Here is a 1,203-nt window from a genome sequence, read left to right on the forward strand (position 1 = left end):
AGCGGCCTGCACTACAACCGCCATCGCTACTACACTCCGGACAACGGCCGCTACCTGACCCCGGACCCGAGCAAACTGGCCGGTGGGCTGAACGCCTACCAATACACCCCGAACCCGACGGGCTGGGTGGATCCGTTGGGGTTGAATACCTGCCCGGGCGGGGATGGGTGTCAGCCGGCGATGGGGGTGGAAGACCCGGCGGCGAAGGCGCGGGTGGATGAGGGTGAGCCTCAGCTGCCTGCATCGGAGAAGAAAAAGAGTTATCTGTATCGGGGAGACTCACGAGCGCCTTGGGAGATTTTTGATGGTGGCTTCGAACCTCTAGGGGATAGTACTGATCTGTACTTACATGCGATGGACAATAGGAGTCCTCCAAGTTTCTTCGTAAGCACTTCAACGTCAACAAAGGAAGCAATGAAGTTTGCGACGGGCTACGGATTTGAATCAGGGTATATGTATGTATTAAAAAGAGTTCCCGGCCTTGATGTAAATAAAGAGCTGGGGCTAATGTCTCCTCATCGACGCGAGGTTGAAATAGCCATTCCTGGGGGAATAGAAACTAAAGACATTATTGGTGCTACACCGGTAAATGCTGACGGTAGTTATGTTGGTTATTCCATACCAAACCCGAATAGAGAGTGAAGCATGACTACAAGAGAGATTTTTTTAATGGTTGATGGGGTCGTTGAGGCGGCTGTAGTCGACTGCGACAGACAAAAATCAACATTAACCTTCATAAGGTTGGATGGCTTTAGAAAAACGTATGCTGCACAGGATCTTTATGTTTGCTTGGGATTGGTGAGAGCCGAATTTCCAAATATAAAATTCTTATGCAAAGGAGCAAAACTCAATGTTCACCCGTCTCGCATGTCCTCGCAAATGTCCTGCGGGGTAGTTGCGTATGAACTTAAGTGGGGAAGGTCAAGTGAAGATGAAGACGTGGTAAATATTTTCGACTACGAAGAAAACGATATTACCAATGACATACAGGAGCAAAAAGATTTTTATCAGCGCTGGATAAAATCGTTAGTCGGGTAATTAGATCGTCAGGCTAGAGAGCATTTGTGGCGAGGCCGCTTGCTCCCGCCGGCCGGTCCGCGCTCGGACGAAGCAGTCGTAAGGCCGGTGCATGCGGTGTGTCTGGAAGAATGGGATAGATCGTTCCCACGCTCTGCGTGGGAATGCCTCACTGGACGCTCCGCG

General features: G+C 50.5%; 2 protein-coding genes. Both read left to right on the forward strand.

Translation table 11 applies throughout. The features are described 5' to 3' along the window. The coding region (locus tag AC07VR_RS31590) for a scabin-related ADP-ribosyltransferase (protein ID WP_495013642.1) at nt 1–642 on the forward strand (642 nt) is incomplete at its 5' end. Between the two features lie 3 nt (nt 643–645). Beyond that, nucleotides 646–1,038: a hypothetical protein gene (locus AC07VR_RS31595; protein WP_495013643.1), complete on the forward strand. Its 393-nt coding sequence runs from the start codon at nt 646–648 to the stop codon at nt 1,036–1,038. The last annotated feature ends 165 nt before the right edge of the window (nt 1,039–1,203 follow it).

It is taken from the genome of Pseudomonas sp. GW821-FHT02H09 (genome assembly GCF_059421425.1).

What these genes read in the sequence shown, in the direction of transcription:
- AC07VR_RS31595 (WP_495013643.1), top strand. Translation starts at nt 646, where the DNA reads ATGACTACAAGAGAGATTTTTTTAATGGTTGATGGGGTCGTTGAGGCG.